Source organism: Arthrobacter sp. BB-1 (genome assembly GCF_006151685.1).
GTDB lineage: Bacteria > Actinomycetota > Actinomycetes > Actinomycetales > Micrococcaceae > Arthrobacter.
The window spans coordinates 122,348-138,461 of the sequence record NZ_VDEV01000002.1 but is presented as its reverse complement, the minus strand read 5'-3'; the positions used below and the strand labels follow the sequence as shown (position 1 = coordinate 138,461).

Annotated in this window: 13 protein-coding genes; 11 read left to right on the top strand and 2 right to left on the bottom strand. The window is 65.8% G+C overall.

Annotation, left to right across the window (positions count from 1 at the left end; all coding sequences use genetic code 11):
- The first annotated feature begins 139 nt into the window (after positions 1-139).
- From FHJ30_RS01005 to FHJ30_RS00985, 5 genes are all read left to right on the top strand, one after another.
- On the top strand, positions 140-1,576 hold the full coding sequence (locus tag FHJ30_RS01005; RefSeq protein ID WP_139027408.1) for a GH32 C-terminal domain-containing protein: 1,437 nt from the start codon (positions 140-142) through the stop codon (positions 1,574-1,576).
- A 49-nt stretch (positions 1,577-1,625) separates the two neighbouring features.
- The gene (locus FHJ30_RS01000; protein ID WP_139027407.1) at positions 1,626-2,960 is read left to right on the top strand and encodes an ABC transporter substrate-binding protein; all 1,335 of its coding nucleotides are present in this window, start codon (positions 1,626-1,628) and stop codon (positions 2,958-2,960) included.
- Positions 2,961-3,041: 81 nt separating this feature from the next.
- Positions 3,042-4,034, top strand: a complete 993-nt coding sequence (locus tag FHJ30_RS00995; RefSeq protein ID WP_240793542.1) for a carbohydrate ABC transporter permease — start codon at positions 3,042-3,044, stop codon at positions 4,032-4,034.
- Positions 3,920-4,825 carry a carbohydrate ABC transporter permease gene (locus FHJ30_RS00990; RefSeq protein WP_139027406.1) on the top strand — a complete coding sequence of 302 codons (906 nt, stop codon included), beginning with the start codon at positions 3,920-3,922 and terminating at the stop codon, positions 4,823-4,825. The genes FHJ30_RS00995 and FHJ30_RS00990 overlap by 115 nt, the downstream gene beginning before the upstream one ends.
- Positions 4,826-4,872: 47 nt before the next feature.
- Positions 4,873-5,952, top strand: coding sequence for a LacI family DNA-binding transcriptional regulator (locus FHJ30_RS00985; protein ID WP_139027405.1), 1,080 nt, complete (start codon positions 4,873-4,875; stop codon positions 5,950-5,952).
- 27 nt (positions 5,953-5,979) lie between these two features.
- On the opposite strand, the gene FHJ30_RS00980 is transcribed toward FHJ30_RS00985, so the two are convergent.
- Together FHJ30_RS00980 and FHJ30_RS00975 are read right to left on the bottom strand one after the other, a co-directional pair.
- Positions 5,980-7,185 (bottom strand): MFS transporter, encoded by a 1,206-nt coding sequence (locus tag FHJ30_RS00980; protein ID WP_139027588.1) that lies wholly within the window; start codon positions 7,183-7,185, stop codon positions 5,980-5,982.
- 109 nt (positions 7,186-7,294) lie between these two features.
- Positions 7,295-7,972 (bottom strand): GntR family transcriptional regulator, encoded by a 678-nt coding sequence (locus FHJ30_RS00975; protein ID WP_139027404.1) that lies wholly within the window; start codon positions 7,970-7,972, stop codon positions 7,295-7,297.
- A 154-nt stretch (positions 7,973-8,126) separates the two neighbouring features.
- Between FHJ30_RS00975 and glyA the strand changes: the two genes are divergently transcribed.
- The 6 genes from glyA to FHJ30_RS00945 are packed head-to-tail and all read left to right on the top strand — an operon-like array spanning position 8,127 to position 16,113.
- Complete coding sequence (gene glyA, locus FHJ30_RS00970; protein ID WP_139027403.1) at positions 8,127-9,482, top strand: serine hydroxymethyltransferase; 1,356 nt, start codon at positions 8,127-8,129, stop codon at positions 9,480-9,482.
- Entirely contained in the window at positions 9,479-10,699 is a 1,221-nt protein-coding gene (locus FHJ30_RS00965) for a sarcosine oxidase subunit beta family protein (protein ID WP_139027402.1), read from the top strand. The genes glyA and FHJ30_RS00965 overlap by 4 nt, the downstream gene beginning before the upstream one ends.
- Before the next feature lie 31 nt (positions 10,700-10,730).
- The gene (locus FHJ30_RS00960; protein ID WP_139027401.1) at positions 10,731-11,150 is read left to right on the top strand and encodes a sarcosine oxidase subunit delta; all 420 of its coding nucleotides are present in this window, start codon (positions 10,731-10,733) and stop codon (positions 11,148-11,150) included.
- On the top strand, positions 11,147-14,107 hold the full coding sequence (locus tag FHJ30_RS00955) for a sarcosine oxidase subunit alpha family protein (RefSeq protein ID WP_139027400.1): 2,961 nt from the start codon (positions 11,147-11,149) through the stop codon (positions 14,105-14,107). The genes FHJ30_RS00960 and FHJ30_RS00955 overlap by 4 nt, the downstream gene beginning before the upstream one ends.
- Positions 14,100-14,738, top strand: coding sequence for a sarcosine oxidase subunit gamma (locus FHJ30_RS00950; RefSeq protein WP_139027399.1), 639 nt, complete (start codon positions 14,100-14,102; stop codon positions 14,736-14,738). Before FHJ30_RS00955 ends, FHJ30_RS00950 begins: the two co-directional genes overlap by 8 nt.
- Before the next feature lies 1 nt (position 14,739).
- Positions 14,740-16,113, top strand: a complete 1,374-nt coding sequence (locus FHJ30_RS00945; RefSeq protein ID WP_139027398.1) for an L-serine ammonia-lyase — start codon at positions 14,740-14,742, stop codon at positions 16,111-16,113.
- Position 16,114: the final 1 nt, after the last annotated feature.

Genomic DNA, 16,114 nt, shown 5'->3' with positions numbered 1-16,114 from the left:
AAAGCTAATCCGGATTGCGGAATTGGTCAAGCGTTTAAGCGCGTCCCAACAATTTTTTGCTAAAACGCTTGATCAGGCATCCCAGGAACAGTTAGCCTGTGGGTGATCAAACGCTTTAGCAGAATGGACATCAGCGCCGATGAATCACCCGGTCTTCTTCCAGCCCACCGATGCATGGGTGGGCGACCTTATCCCTTTCGAGCACAACGGGGAGTTCTGGCTCTTCTACCTCCACGAGGTGCGCGCCGAACCGAAACCAGGAACCGCATGGAACCTGGTGACCACCAAGGACCTCATCCAGTTCCAGGACCATGGGGTCGCCCTCCCCCACGGAACGGATACCGACCTCGACTTCAACGCCTACACCGGCAGCATTGTGGCGGACGAACCCGGCGTCCACCACTTGTTCTACACAGGGCAGAACCCGAACAACCTCGGAACCGACGGGCTCCCGCTGCAGCTGGTCATGCACGCCACCAGCACCGACGGCATGCTGACCTGGGTGAAGCATCCGGAGCTCACGTTCGGCGCCCCCGCCGGATACGAGTCCGGTGACTGGCGGGATCCCTTCGTTTTCCGCGACGAGGCCGCCGGCCTGTGGCGGATGCTCATTGCCGCCCGGCACTCCGAGGGCCCTGAACGGCGCCGCGGCGTGATCGCCCAGTGCACCTCCAGGGACCTGCTGGCCTGGGAGTACGCGGAACCGTTCTGGGACCCCCGCCGCTACATCACCCATGAATGCCCGGACGTGTTCTCCTGGGGCGATTGGTGGTACATGGTCTACTCCGAGTTTTCGGAAAACTTCACCACCCGCTACCGCATGGCCAAGAGCCCCGACGGCCCCTGGACGGTGCCGGCCCGGGACTCCATCGACGGGCGGGCCTTCTACGCCGCCAAGACGGCGGAACGGGACGGCCGGCGCTTCTTCTTCGGCTGGATCGCGTCCAAGGAAGGAAATTCCGACGACGGCGCCTGGCAGTGGGCGGGCACCATGGCGGTTCTGGAGGCCCGTCAGAACGCCGACGGGACCCTGGCGTTCGGCTTCGCCGACGAACTGGTGGAAAGTTTCTGCGAGGACGTCCCGCTGACGTTTGATCCCGCCCTGCCCGCCAGGCTGGGAGCACCGGACAGCTACGCGGCTGCCGTCTCCAACGAGGACCTGCCCGGCCAGTTCTACGCCAGGGCAGAACTGGACATCGACGCCGGCACCACCGAATGCGGCTTGCTGCTGCGGTCCAGCCCCGACGGGGACCACTCCTACATCCTTCGCCTGGAACCGAAGCGGGGGCGGTTGGTCTTTGACCGGTGGCCCCGCAAGGTCACCGGCGACGCCCAATGGCACGTCTCCGGCGACGTCCCGTTCGAGCTTGAACTCGAACGCCCCTGCGACCTCAGCCCCGGTAAACACACCCTGGAAGTCGTCGTCGAAGGGGATCTCTGCGTCGCCGTGGTGGACCGCCAGGTGGCCCTCAGCACCAGGATCTATGACCTTCCGTCCGGGCGGATAGGCGTGTTCGCCGGCGAAGGCACAGTCACGGTCACAGGTTTCGAAGTACGCAAGCGCACCAACCACTAAACAGCCCCACCCCCTACCCCCCCGTTCCAATCAAGGGAGATTGCCGACAATGAAAAACCTGCTCCGCACTGCCGCAACCGCAGCTGTTGCCGCCCTGGCCCTGACGGCCTGTGGCGGCGGAAGTTCCAACGATCCCTCGAACGTCAGCCCGGCCGGTGAGGTCAAGCCGCGTGAAATCTCGTGGCTGCTCTCCCGCCCGGCTGACGGCGCCGTCATCAACATCATGAAGAAGATCGCCGACGACTATGCCAAGGACCACCCGGGCTTTGAGCTGAACCTCATCACCACCCCGGACCGGCCGTCCTACATCCAGAAGCTGGAGACCCTGGCCGCCGCCAACAAGCTGCCCGAACTGTTCGATACCGACGCCACACCCTTCGCCCAGCAGCTGGCCAAACAGGGCAAGATGGTGGACGCCGAAAAGCTGCTGAAGACGCTGGACATCTACGATGACTACCGCCCCGCCGCGCTGGACTACCAGCGTTTCGATGACGGCTCCCTGTACATGATTCCGTTCCAGTTCGAGCTGGAGTTCATCTGGTACAACAAGGCCCTCCTGGAAAAGGCCGGCGTTGCTGTCCCCACGTCCCTGGATGAAATTCCGGCCATGTGCACCACCCTCCGCAATGCAGGGATCACCCCCATAGCCATTGACGGCCAGGACCAGTGGCCGCTGGAGCGCTACATTGCGTACCAGCCATTCCGGGAAGCCGGACCGGAATTCGTGCAGAAACTCAAGAAGGGCGAAGCGAAGTTCGCGGACCCCGCGGGCCAGAAGACCGTGAACTGGATGGCGGAGCTGGGCAAGGCAAAGTGCTTCCAGGAAGGCTTCTCAGCCCAGGGCTACTCCGACGCGCAGAACCAGTTCACGTCCGGGCAGGCCGCGATGTACAACATCGGAACCTGGGAACTGCCCAGCCTGGCCACCGACAAACTGGACCCTTCCGTGCGGGAAAGCATCGACTTCTTCACGCTGCCCACCACGGCTGGATCCGCGACCGCGGCAAACGAGTTCGTCTCGCCGTCGGGCATTGGGATGGCGGTGAACTCCAAGACCTATGACCCGCTGGTCAGCGACTTCCTGAAGTTCGCCCTGCAGAAGTACCCGGCCGAATACGCGGCCACGGGCGCGCTCTCCCCCACCACCGACGTCGAAACCACCATCCCGGCCAATGCCACGCCGCTGTACCGGAAGGCGCTGGACCAGGCCAAGGACCTCGGCTCAAAGCAGGCCATGCCCTGGGATACCCAGCTCGACCCCACTACCAACGGCCGGCTGCAGCAGGAGCTCGTCCTGCTGGTGCAGGGCAACATCACGCCCGAACAGTTCACGGCCACCATGGACAACACCATCGCGCAGAACGCCCCCAAGTTCTTCAAGTAGGCACTGCTTCTCCCAGTAACCATGTGGCGGGGGACCGTCGCGGTCCCCCGCCTGAAAGGCCCCGCCATGCAACCCAACAGGATGCTTCCCAACAGGTCACGGACCTCGGTCCTGGTCTTCCTGCTTCCGCCCCTGCTGCTCTACGGCGCAGCTGTGCTCTTTCCGATCCTCCAGTCCCTGTTCCTGAGCTTCTTCTCGTGGAACGGCATCAGCGACATGGAGTTCGTGGGGCTGGACAACTACGTCCGGATGTTCGTTGCTGACGACATCTTCTGGCGCGCGTTCCTTAACGCCCTCATCTACCTGGCTATCTGCCTGGTCCTGCAGCTCGGAGGCGCCCTGGTGGTGGCCAGCCTCCTCACGTCCCTGACCCGGGGACGGGAACTCATCAAGACCCTGTACCTGCTGCCGGCAGTGATCTCCACCGTGGCCATCGCCTTCCTGTTCGTCCGGATCTACTCCCTGGAACCCATGGGCCTGCTCAACCAGCTGTTCCACTGGGTGGGCCTTGGCAGCCTCGAACGGCCCTGGCTCTCAGACGTCTCCACGGTGCTCACAGCAGTCTCGGCTCCGGAAGGCTGGCGCTTCACCGGGCTCTACATGCTCATCATCTACGCGGCCCTGATCGCCGTGCCCAAGGAACTTGAGGAGGCCGCGGTCCTGGACGGCGCTTCCCGCTGGACCCTGTTCACCAAGATCCGGTTCCCCTACATCCGGCCGGTGTGGATCACCACCACCATCATGGCCACCACCTACGGCCTGCGCGGCTTCGACATCCCCTACCTGATGACCAACGGCGGCCCGGGACAATCCTCCGAACTGCTGACCACCTACATGTACAAGACCGCCTTCACCAGCACGGACTTCGGCTACGCCAGCACCATCTCCGTCTTCATCGTTGTCGAGTGCCTCATCGCCGTCGGCCTCATCCTGTTCCTGCTCAAGCGGAAGGCAGACTCATGGTCACCCAGGCAGCCCCGCCCACCCAGCCACCCGCCGTCGTACCTCCCCGGTACTCCGTGCAGCGCCGCCGTCGCAGGCCCGACCTGTTCCGCACGCTGTCACGCGTGCTGATCATGCTCATCGTGATTGTCCAGGTGTACCCGCTCGCGTGGCTGTTCCTGACCAGCCTGCGGACGGAGCAGGACTTTGCCACCGGCGATCCATTCGCACTGCCCAGCTCCCTCACGTGGGAGAACTACGCCCGGGCCTTCGAAACCGGGGATCTGGGCCGGAACATCCTCAACAGCTTCATCGTGACCATGGGGGCCAACATCCTGATCGTCCTGTTCGGCATGATGGCCGCCTACGCCATCCAGGTCCTCGGATTCCGCCTCAGCAAGCTGGTCCGCGGGCTGTTCCTGATCGGCATCATCGTCCCGGTGCAGATCGCCCTGGTCCCGCTGTTCATCGACTACTCGGCCGTGAACCTGCTGGACACCTACCAGTCGATGATCATCCCGCTGGCGGGATTCTCCCTGCCCATGTCCGTGTACCTGTTCTGCTCGTTCTACGAGTACATCCCCAAGGAAACGTATGAGGCAGCCTCGCTTGACGGCGCCGGCCCTTACAGGATCTTCGGGCTGATCACGCTGCCGTTGTCCCTGAACACTGTGGTGACCGTGGTCCTGGTCAACAGCATCTTCATCTGGAACGACTTCATCTTCGCCAACACGTTTGTCCTGTCCGAGGACCTGAAGACCATTCCGCTGGGCTTGCAGAACTACATCGGCGCCATGGGCAAGGTGGACTGGACCGCAACCTTCGCAGCCGTCTGCGTCACCATTACCCCGCTGCTGCTCGTTTTCCTGGTGCTGAACAAGGCCATGATCCAGGGGCTGGAGAGCGGGGCGAGCAAGGGATGACGGCCACGGCAGGCGGATATACTCCTGACGGAGGACAGGTGAGTTCAATGGAGAATGGTGCAGGGAAGCCGGCAGCGGCGGCCCGTTCGCCGCGGACCCCGGAGCGCGCCCACCCGGTTACCCTCCGCGAAGTCGCAGAAGCAGCCGGGGTTTCGACGGCCACCGTCTCACTGGTGGTCAACAAGAAAAAGAGCGCCCGGATTGCAGAGGAAACGCGCCAGCGCGTCAACGATGCCATCCGTGCCCTGGGCTACCGCCCCAATGCCATGGCTAAGACCCTGGTCAGCGGAACTTCCCGGTTCATCGGGCTGGTGGCCGACGGTGTTGCCACCACGCCCTTCGCGGGCCAGATCATCCATGGCGCCCAGGACGAGGCGTGGAAGCACGGCTACGCGCTGCTGATCGCCAACACCGAGGGCAACAACGAACTCGAGCAGGACGCCATCCAGATGATGCTCGAGTACAAAGTCCGCGGCATCCTCTATTCCACCTGGTTCCACCGGCAGACGGACATCCCTGCGCCGCTGCGTGAAGCGGACTTCGTCCTGGTTAACTGCTTTTCAGACGAGCCGGGTACGCGGGCCGTTGTTCCGGACGAGGTGCAGGGCGGCCGCTCCGCCACGGAAATCCTGCTGCGGCAGGGCCACCGCCGGATCGCGTTCATCAATGCCACCATCCCCGCGCCAGCGAAGGACGGCCGCCTCCTGGGGTACCGGCAGGCGCTTGAAGAAGCCGGCGTTCCGTTCCACCCCGGCCTGGTACTGGAAGCGTATCCGGACCAGGAAGGCGGCTATGGAGCAACCGCTGCGCTCCTCAAGCTCGGGGTCACGGCGGTGTACTGCTACAACGACCGGATGGCCATGGGCCTTTACGACGGCCTCCGGGAACACGGCCTGTCCATCCCCGATGACATGGCGGTCGTGGGATTCGACAACCAGGAAGTCATCGCCGCACACCTCCGCCCCCCGCTGTCCACGGTGTCCCTGCCCCATTACGAGCTGGGCGCCGCGGGTGTCCGGATGCTGCTCGAACTGGACGGGGCGCCGGCATCCGGCACGGGCGGGGTTGCTAAAATCCACTGCCCCGCAGTGGAACGGACCTCGGTGAAGGCCCAGGCGCGGACCTGACCTGGATAAAGGCACGACGGCGGGTGGTCATGCTGAGGCGCTGATCACCCGGTTCCGCCCCGCGAGCACACCCGTCACGGCAAGGACCGCCATAATGCCCGCTGTAACCAACAGTGGAAGCGTCCAGTCTCCGCTTAGATCGCGAAGAGCACCGAACATCACCGGCCCCACGGCAGCCAGGCCGTAGCCCACGGACTGCGCCATGCCGGATAAGGATGCCGCCTGCGGGTAGTTCACGGTCCGGAGGCTGAACAGCGACAGGGCAATGACAATGAGGCTTCCGCACCCGACCGCCCCCAGGAAGACCCACAGCAGGATGAGGTCCGGTGCGACCGCCAGGCCCAGGAACGTCACAACCATCACCGCGCCGCTGGTGAAGGAGACGAGCCGCTGGTCCGACCCGCGGTGAAGGATGCCCCCTGCTACAAGGCTTGCGAAGACGCTAACCAGCAGGAAAACGGACAGGTGGATGCCGGCGGTAGCGGCCGGGACCCCGCGGCTTTGTTCGATTGTGGGCAGCCAGGCCATCAGGACGTAGAAGGCGATCGACTGGAGCCCCATGAAGATGGTCACCTGCCAGCCCACAGCCGAGGTCCAGGGCGATTGGTGGGGCACTTCCGGAGTGGGGGCCTTCATGGTGCCGGAGCTGTGCCGGCGCAGCCAGGGCAGGAGCACCGCCATGGCGATGAGGGCCAGTCCCACCCAGATGCCGAGGGCCAGCCGCCATCCCGCGGCGGAAGTCTGCGCAACGGGCACGACGACGGCGGCCCCCATAGCGGCGAAGGCGGCCTGGGTGGCGGTGTAGCTGCCGGTGAGCTGGCTGACCCGAGTGGGAAAGTCCCGCTTCACCAGCGACGGGACCAGGACATTTAGGAACGCTATCGCGAGGCCGATCAGTGCTGTGCCCAACCAGATGAATCCGGGAACGGGCAAGGAGCGGAGCGCAATGCCGGAGGCCAGGAACAGCAACGACATCCACAGCGCACGGTCGAGGCCCAGACGACTGGCGAAGCCGGGCGCCAGGGGTGAAAAGACTGCGAAAGCAATGAGCGGAAGGCCGGTCAGGAATCCCGCTGCAGCGCTGGACAAACCAAGGTCGGAGCTGATGTTCGCGAGGACCGGCCCCACGCTGACAAAGGACACCCGGAGGTTGACTGCAATGAGCAGAGCGCCGATGAAGGCGAAGCCGAACCTGACAGTACGGTCCTGCGCGTTCCGGGTGGCAGCGGGCATCGTTGCGGGTTCCATCCTTTAGAAAGTGCGAGAGGGTCCGGGTAGAAGCGACGGTAAGTGCGAGAGGGTCCGGGTAGAACCGGCACTAAGTGAGAGAGCGTCCCGGGGGCTAGAGGATCTTGCGGATGGTTTCCTCGAAGCTGGTGACGTGGTGCAGGGCCAGCTCCCCTGCCTTGTCCGCGTCGCCGGCTGCCACCGCTTTAAGCAGGTCCACGTGTTCGGTGATGTGGCCGGTCACGGAGGGAACCTTGTCCAGCACCACGCACCAGATGCGGGTGGCCAGGTTGTCGTAGCGGATCAGGGTGTCTTCCAGGTGGGGGTTGGCGGCCGCCTTGTAGATCAGCCGGTGCACCATAAGGTCGTAGCGCATCAGGTCGCGTGACTCCCCCGTCCCGGGATCAATGCTTGCGATGGCGTCCGCAACCTGCAGCAGTTCCCGCCGCATGCTTTCGCTGGCACGGTCCGCCGCGCGGCGGGCCGCGAGGGGCTCCAGCAGCTCCCGGATCTCGGACACGTCGGCCAGCTCGGTGAAGTCCACATTGGTGGCGAAGGTTCCGCGGCGGGGATAGGAAATGACCAGGTGGTCCACCTCAAGCCGCTTGATTGCTTCGCGCACGGGAGTACGGCTGAAGCCCAACTCCGCCGCCAGCTGCCCGTCGTTGATCGGCTCCCCCGGACGGATCTCCAGCATGATCAGCTTGTCCCGCAGCTGCCGGTACGCGGCCTCGGCCTGGGACGGGGCCGGGGCTTCCTCCTCCGCAGGGGTCAGGGCAAGAAGTGCATTCAAGGCGCCGCTCCTATCTTTGGTAACCCGCTGCACCGAAACGGTAGCTAAAAGCCGCTTTCGGTCCAGCTCTTGACTCTGCTGTGATCCCAATCATACCATTGATCTCACACTGATATATCAGTCATTGAATAAGTGGTATTTCAAAGGAGCATCCGTGGTTGAGCAGTTGAACGAGCGACTTTCGGTAGTCGATCCTGAGGTCCAGCAGGCCATCGCCAGTGAGCTGGGCCGCCAGCAGTCGACGCTGGAAATGATCGCCTCCGAGAATTTCGCCCCGTCCGCCGTCATGGAGGCACAGGGCTCGGTCCTCACCAACAAGTACGCCGAGGGCTACCCGGGCAAGCGCTACTACGGCGGCTGCGAGCACGTTGATGTTGTGGAGCAGCTGGCCATCGACCGGGTCAAGGCGCTCTTCGGCGCAGAGTTCGCCAACGTCCAGCCGCACTCCGGCGCCCAGGCCAACGCCGCCGCAATGTTCGCCCTGCTGAACCCGGGCGACACCATCATGGGACTGAGCCTGGCCCATGGCGGCCACCTGACGCACGGCATGAAGATCAACTTCTCCGGCAAGCTCTACAACGTGGTCCCGTACCACGTCAGCGAATCCGACCTCCGTATCGATATGGCCGAGGTCGAGGCCCTTGCCTTGGAACACCGGCCCAGGCTGATCGTTGCCGGCTGGTCCGCCTACTCCCGCCAGTTGGACTTCGCCGAGTTCCGCCGCATCGCCGACCTCGTTGGCGCCTACCTCATGGTGGACATGGCCCACTTCGCCGGACTGGTTGCAGCCGGCCTGCACCCGAACCCGGTGCCCTACGCCGACGTGGTCACCACCACCACGCACAAGACCCTGGGCGGCCCCCGCGGTGGCGTCATCCTCGCCAAGGAGCAGTACGGCAAGAAGATCAACAGCGCCGTGTTCCCCGGCCAGCAGGGCGGCCCGCTTGAGCACGTGATCGCCGCCAAGGCCGTGGCCTTCAAGCTCGCCGCCTCCCCCGAGTTCAAGGAGCGCCAGGAACGCGTCCTGCAGGGATCCAAGCTCCTCGCCGAGCGTCTCCTCAAGGACGACGTCGCTGCAGCAGGAATTTCCGTGGTCAACGGCGGCACCGACGTCCACCTGGTCCTGGTGGACCTGCGCAACTCCGAACTGGACGGCCAGCAGGCCGAAGACGCCCTGCACAAGATCGGCATCACGGTGAACCGCAACGCTGTCCCGTTCGACCCCCGCCCGCCGATGGTGTCCTCCGGCCTCCGGATCGGCACCCCGGCCCTGGCCACCCGCGGCTTCGGCGCGGAGGAATTCGCAGAGGTCGCGGACATCATTGCGACGGCGCTGATCGCCTCGGCAGGCAGCGTCGCCTCCGGGAGCACTTCCCTGGGCGACAGCACCGCCGTCGAACTCCGCGCCCGCGTCACCGCTCTGGCGGAGAAGTTCCCCCTGTACCCCCACCTCAAGGACGGCACCGACGTTGCCGCCTTCGAAGCAGACCTGATTGGAGCAGCCCAGTGAGCGCAGACCTCCTTCCCGAGCACCCCGACTTCCTCTGGCGCAACCCGGAGCCCAAGTCCTCCTACGATGCTGTGATCGTCGGCGGCGGCGGGCACGGCCTGGCCACCGCGTACTTCCTTGCCAAGAACCACGGGATGACCAACATCGCCGTCCTGGAAAAGGGCTGGCTGGCCGGCGGCAACATGGCCCGGAACACCACCATCATCCGCTCCAACTACCTCTGGGACGAGAGCGCGGCCATCTACGAGCACGCCCTCAAGCTCTGGGAAATCCTGCCCGAGGAGCTTGAGTACGACTTCCTCTTCAGCCAGCGCGGCGTCATGAACCTGGCCCACACCCTGGGCGACGTCCGCGAAAGCATGCGGCGCGTGGGTGCCAACAAGCTCAACGGCGTTGACGCCGAGTGGCTGGATCCCAAGCAGGTCAAGGAACTCTGCCCCATCCTGAACATCAGCGACAACATCCGCTACCCCGTCATGGGCGCCACCTACCAGCCGCGCGCGGGTATTGCCAAGCACGACCACGTGGCCTGGGCCTTCGCCCGGAAGTGCGACGAAATGGGCGTGGACATCATCCAGAACTGCGAAGTCACCGGCTTCGTCAAGGACGGCAACCGCGTGGTGGGCGTCAAGACCAACCGCGGCACCATCAACACCGAAAAGGTGGGCCTCGCCGCCGCTGGCCACAGCTCGGTCCTGGCCGAAATGGCAGGCTTCCGGCTCCCCATCCAGTCCCACCCGCTGCAGGCGCTGGTTTCCGAACTTCATGAGCCCGTCCACCCCACGGTGGTGATGTCCAACCACGTGCACGTGTACGTCTCCCAGGCCCACAAGGGCGAACTGGTGATGGGCGCCGGCGTGGACTCCTACAACGGCTACGGCCAGCGCGGTTCCTTCCACGTGATCGAGCACCAGATGGCCGCCGCCGTCGAACTCTTCCCCATCTTCGCCCGGGCCCACGTGCTCCGGACCTGGGGCGGCATCGTGGACACCACGCTGGACGCGTCCCCCATCGTGGGCAACACCCCGGTGGAGAACATGTTCGTGAACTGCGGCTGGGGCACCGGCGGCTTCAAGGCCACCCCGGCGGCCGGCATGACGTTCGCGCACAACATCGCCACCGGTGAACCCCACAGGCTGAACAAGCCGTTCGCCCTGGAGCGCTTCGAGACCGGCGCGCTGATCGACGAACACGGCGCTGCCGCCGTCGCCCACTAGCTGTCAGACGCACTTAAGAAAGAAGACGCACATGCTGCTCATCTCCTGCCCCAACTGCGGCTCCCGCGACGAGACCGAGTTCCATTACGGCGGCCAGGCCCACGTGGCCTACCCGGAAAACCCGAACGAACTGACCGACCGCGAATGGGCCGAGTACCTGTTCTACCGCGACAACACCAAGGGCGCGTTCGCCGAGCGCTGGCTGCACAGCACTGGCTGCCGCCAGTGGTTCAACATGCTCCGCGACACCGTGACCTACGAGATCCAGGCGATCTACCCGATGGGCACTCCCCGGCCTGATGCAGCCGGCAAGGTGACCACCGAGACCGGCACCGCCAGCACGGCCCCGGACAGCACCACCACCGGGACCGCGGCACCCAGCCTCTCCACCACCAGCCTCCCCAGCGCCACCGCCTCCAGCACCACCGCCCCGGAAGGAGCAACCAAGTGACTTCCCAGAATGCCCGCCTCGCTTCCGGAGGACGCATCGACCGCACCATTTCCTGGCGTTTCACCGTGGACGGCGAGGAATTCACCGGCCACCCCGGCGACACCCTTGCCTCGGCCCTGATCGCCAACGGCCGCATCAACGCCGGCAACTCCCTCTACGAGGACCGGCCCCGCGGCATCATGTCCGCCGGCGTGGAGGAATCCAACGCGATGGTGAAGATCGCCGCGCGCTTCCCGGGTGACGTTGCCGAGTCCATGCTCCCCGCCACCACGGTCACCCTGGTGGACGGCCTCAAGGCTGAGCTGCTCAGCGGACTGGGCAAGCTCGATCCCGCGGAAGACCGGGCCGAGTACGACAAGAAGTACGTGCACACCGACGTCCTGGTGATCGGCGGCGGCCCCGCCGGCCTCGCCGCCGCGCGTGAGGCCGTCCGCACCGGCGCCCGCGTGATGCTCCTGGACGACCAGCCCGAACTGGGCGGCTCCCTCCTGTCCGGGTCCACGTCCCCTGAACTGGCCGAGACCATTGAAGGCAAGCCGGCCCTGGAGTGGGTGGCCGACGTTGAAGCCGAACTGGTTTCCGGCGCCGAATCCACCGTCCTGAACCGCACCACCGCCTTCGGCGCCTACGACGCCAACTACGTCATCGCCGTCCAGAACCGCACGGACCACCTGTCCTCCCCCGCGGCACCGGGAGTTTCCCGGCAGCGCATTTGGCACATCCGTGCCAACCAGGTGGTCCTGGCACCCGGCGCCCACGAACGCCCGCTGGTCTTCGAAAACAACGACCGCCCGGGCATCATGCTCGCCTCCGCCGTCCGCAGCTACCTGAACCGCTACGGAGTTGCCGCCGGGCAGCGCGTGGTCATCAGCACCACCAACGACAGCGCCTACGCCCTGGCCGCGGACCTCCGCGCCGCCGGCGTCAAGATCGCTGCCGTGGTGGACGCCCGTCCGCAGCTCACCGAGGCGGCTGCCGCCGCCGTCGAAGCCGGCACCCGGGTGCTGATCGGCAGCGCAGTGGCCAATACCTCCGCCTCTGGTGCAGACGGCCGTGTGGACGGCGTCACCGTCCGCAGCATTAACGACGACGGCGAACTCACCTCGGGCATCGAGCAGATCGCCTGCGACCTGCTGGCCGTGTCCGGCGGCTGGAGCCCGCTGGTGCACCTGCACTCCCAGCGCCAGGGCAAGCTGCGCTGGGACGACGAGCTGGCTGCGTTTGTGCCCAGCACCGTGGTCCCCAACCAGCAGACCATCGGCTCGGGCCGGGGCAGCTTCGCCCTGGCCGACTGCCTCGCCGAGGGTGTCTCCGCAGGGCTCACCGCGGCCCGCGCTGCCGGCTTCAGCCCTGAAAATTCTGACGCTGACGTCGATCCTATTGTTCTTTCCGAGCCGAAGGCCGCCGCCCCCACGCGCCAGCTGTGGCTGGTTCCGGGCGAGCAGGGCACCCCGGATGACTGGCACCACCACTTCGTGGACTTCCAGCGCGACCAGTCCGTGGCTGACGTGCTGCGCTCCACCGGAGCCGGTATGCGCTCAGTGGAGCACATCAAGCGGTACACGTCCATCAGCACCGCCAACGACCAGGGCAAGACCTCCGGCGTCAACGCGATCGGCGTCATCGCCGCCGCACTCCGGACCGCCGGCGAAGCTTCCCGCGGCATCGGCGACATCGGCACCACCACCTACCGCGCACCGTTCACCCCGGTTGCCTTCGCGGCACTGGCCGGACGCCAGCGCGGCGAACTGTTCGACCCCGCCCGCAAGACCTCGATCCACCCGTGGCACGTCGCCAAGGGCGCCCTGTTCGAGGATGTCGGGCAGTGGAAGCGGCCCTGGTACTACCCGCAGGACGGGGAGGACATGGACGCCGCAGTGCTGCGCGAGTGCGCCGCCGTCCGCGACTCCGTCGGCTTCATGGACGCCACCACCCTGGGCAAGATCGAGATCCGCGGCAAGGATGCCGGTGAGTTCCTCAACCGGATCTACACCAACGCGTTCAAGAAACTCGCCCCGGGCTCGGCCCGCTACGGGGTGATGTGCACCCCTGACGGCATGATCTTCGACGACGGCGTGACCCTGCGCCTGGACGAGGAAACCTACTTCATGACCACCACCACCGGCGGCGCCGCCAAGGTGCTGGACTGGCTGGAGGAATGGCTGCAAACCGAATGGCCGGAACTGGACGTGCACTGCACCTCGGTGACGGAGCAGTGGAGCACCATTGCCGTCGTTGGCCCCAAGTCCCGCGAGGTCCTCGCCAAGGTGGCACCGGAACTGGCCGCCAACGGCGGGCTGGAAGCCGAAGCGTTCCCCTTCATGACGTTCCGCGAAACCACCCTGGCCTCCGGCGTCCGCGCCCGGGTCTGCCGGATCTCCTTCTCCGGTGAACTGGCCTACGAGATCAACGTGCCGTCCTGGTACGGACTGAACACGTGGGAAGCCGTGGCAGCCGCCGGGGCCGAGTTCAACATCACCCCCTACGGCACGGAAACCATGCACGTACTCCGCGCCGAAAAGGGCTACCCGATCGTTGGCCAGGACACGGACGGCACTGTCACCCCGCAGGACGCCGGCATGGACTGGATCGTCTCCAAGGCCAAAGACTTCATCGGCAAGCGCTCCTACTCCCGCACGGACGCCCAGCGCGAGGACCGCAAGCACCTGGTGAGCGTCCTGCCGGTAGACGGAACGCTCCGCCTCCCGGAAGGCAGCCAGCTCGTGGAGAAGGGCCGTTCCACCAACCCCGCCTACGGCCCGGTTCCGATGGAAGGCTTCGTCACCTCCAGCTACCACAGCGCAGCACTGGGCCGGTCGTTCGGCCTGGCACTGATCAAGAACGGCCGCAACCGGATCGGCGAAACCCTGGTTGCAGCCGCCGGCGACCAGCTGGTGGACGTCGTCGTCGCCGAAACCGTACTTTTTGACCCCGAAGGGACCCGCAAAGATGGCTGAAACAGCAGCACCCGCAACCTCCTACGAGAAGAACCTCTCCCTCCGGGTCAGCCCCGCGGCCCAGCTCCGGGCAGAGTTTGAAACCGGTTCCGTCCCGGGCGTGGTGGAACTTCGTGAAGTGCCGTTCCTGACCATGGTGGGCCTCCGGGTCAACCGGAACAGCGAAGCCGGCCAGCGCGTCGCCGCCGTCACCGGCGGCCTGCCCGCCACCTGCGGCAACGTCAGCGGCACCGGGGACACCTCCGTACTGTGGCTTGGCCCGGAAGAGTTCCTGGTGGTGGCGCCCACCGAAGCCCACGAGTCCCTGGGCGGCGACCTGATCCAGGCACTGCGCGAGGCACTGGGCAGCGACGCAGGGCAGGTGGTGGATCTTTCCGCCAACCGCACCACGTTTGAGCTCACGGGCCCGCGGGCCAGGACGGTCCTGGAAAAGGGCTGCTCGCTGGACCTGCACCCCCGTGTCCTGCAGGCCGGCACGGCCCTGTCCACGGAGATCGGCAACATCCCGGCAGTGCTGTGGAAGACGAGCGACGAGTCGTTCCGGATCTTCCCCCGCGCCTCGTTCGCCGATTTCCTGGGCCGCTGGCTCCTGGACGCAATGCGGGAGTACGCCTCCCCCGAGGTCCCCTGACATGGCGCTCAGCGTCCTGGACCTGTTCTCCGTTGGCATCGGGCCGTCGTCGTCACACACGGTCGGCCCGATGCGCGCAGCGAAGCTGTTCGCTGACGGGCTCAAGGGCGACGGACACCTGAGCTCCACCACCCGGGTCCAGGCCGAGCTGTTCGGCTCCCTGGGTGCCACCGGGCGGGGCCACGGTTCAGACAAGGCCGTGGTCCTGGGCTTCAAGGGCCTGGACCCCGAAACGGTGGACACCACCACCGCCGATGACCAGGTGGCCGCGGCCGCGCTCGACGCCGAGCTGTGGATCTGCGGCGACCACCGGGTGGACTTCAACTGGGATGAGGACGTGGTGCTGCACCGGCGCAAGTCCCTTCCCGCCCACCCGAACGGCATGACTTTCCGGGCGCTGGACCACGCTGGTGCCGTACTCAGCGAACGGAGCTTCTATTCGATTGGGGGCGGCTTCGTCGTTGACGGCGATGCTGACGCAGGCGACCGCGTTGTGGCTGACTCCACTGTCCTTCCGCACCCGTTCAACACGGCCGACGAGCTCCTCGAGATCTGCCAGCGCGAGGGCATGTCCATTTCCGACGTGATGCTGGCCAACGAGCTGTCCTGGCGCTCCGAGGCGGAACTGCGTGAGGAACTCCTGAAGCTGTGGGCGGTGATGCGCGAATGCGTTGACAACGGCTGCGCCGCGGAAGGAATCCTTCCCGGCGGGCTCAACGTGCGCCGCCGCGCGCCGTCGTTATTCCAGACCCTGACGGCGGACACGGGAGTCACCGACCCCTTGCGGGCCATGGAGTGGGTGAACCTGTTCGCGCTGGCCGTGAACGAGGAAAACGCCGCCGGCGGGCGGATTGTCACCGCGCCCACCAACGGCGCTGCGGGGATCGTCCCGGCGGTGCTGCACTACTACGTGAAGTTCGTCCCCGGCGCCGACGACGACGGTGTGGTCCGCTTCCTGCTGGCCGCGGCCGCCGTCGGAATCCTGTTCAAGATCAACGCCTCAATCTCCGGCGCCGAGGTGGGCTGCCAGGGTGAAGTGGGGTCCGCCTGCTCCATGGCTGCCGCCGGGCTCTGCGAGGTGCTGGGCGGGACGCCCGCACAGGTGGAAAACGCCGCCGAGGTTGGCATTGAACACAACCTGGGCCTGACGTGCGATCCCGTGGGCGGGCTGGTGCAGATCCCCTGCATCGAGCGCAATGCGATCGCCAGCGTCAAGGCGATCAACGCCGCCCGCCTTGCCCTGCACGGCGACGGCAGCCACAAGGTGTCCCTCGACAAAGCCATCAAGACGATGCGCGAGACGGGCGCCGACATGAAAACCAAGTACAAGGAAACGTCCCGAGGGGGCCTTGCCGTGAATGTGATCGAGTGCTGAC